Genomic DNA, 669 nt, shown 5'->3' on the forward strand with positions numbered 1-669 from the left:
TTGTCAACCAGGGTGGTCTTACCATGGTCAACGTGCGCGATGATGGCGATGTTACGCAAATTTTCGATCACAGCTTTGCCTCAGGCATTATAGAAATAACGCGGTATTGTACACGGATTAAGCGAAAGACTGAACATGATCACAGTTTTCGCCGAAAGATTCTCGCAGTGCGCGTTTTTAGCACCAATAACGGTGCATTAAGCTGCACTTTGATGGCGCTTTGCACCATTTAAGTGCTTGCCCCTAAACTGACGGCACTATTTTGGTGCATTCCATCCACGCTGGTGCAGCCGTCGTCTCACCGCAGGGCGCATCACAGCGCCATTTTCACCATTGTAATAAAGTTGGCACAGAATTCGCTTTATATCTTTTAAGCGAAAACGACAGTTGCACAACGGTTGAAGAGCTTGCCGAGATCTTGGTCAGGGGTGGTCAGTAGTCGTGACACATTCCCGGCAACAGAAGTTCTCTCACCACGACGACAAAATGACCATTTCCAGGAGAGTTGAGTATGTCCGCTGAACACGTTCTCTCGATGATGAACGAGCACGAAGTTAAGTTTGTTGACCTGCGTTTTACCGATACCAAAGGTAAAGAACAGCACGTTACTATCCCTGCTCACCAGGTTAACGCTGACTTCTTCGAAGAAGGCAAAATGTTCGATGGCTC

2 protein-coding genes are annotated in these 669 nt (G+C 47.5%); one reads left to right on the forward strand and one right to left on the reverse strand.

Annotated features, from left to right (window positions below; all coding sequences use genetic code 11):
• On the reverse strand, positions 1-71 hold a 71-nt coding region (locus FT726_RS27725; protein WP_407075099.1), incomplete at its 3' end, for a GTP-binding protein.
• Positions 72-511: 440 nt separating this feature from the next.
• Here FT726_RS27725 and FT726_RS27540 point away from each other — a divergent pair.
• Positions 512-669 (forward strand): glutamine synthetase beta-grasp domain-containing protein (locus FT726_RS27540; RefSeq protein WP_346303871.1); only part of this gene is annotated, 158 nt, incomplete at its 3' end.

Origin of the sequence: Pantoea sp. Morm (assembly GCF_016643525.1) — a bacterium.
GTDB lineage: Bacteria > Pseudomonadota > Gammaproteobacteria > Enterobacterales > Enterobacteriaceae > Pantoea > Pantoea dispersa.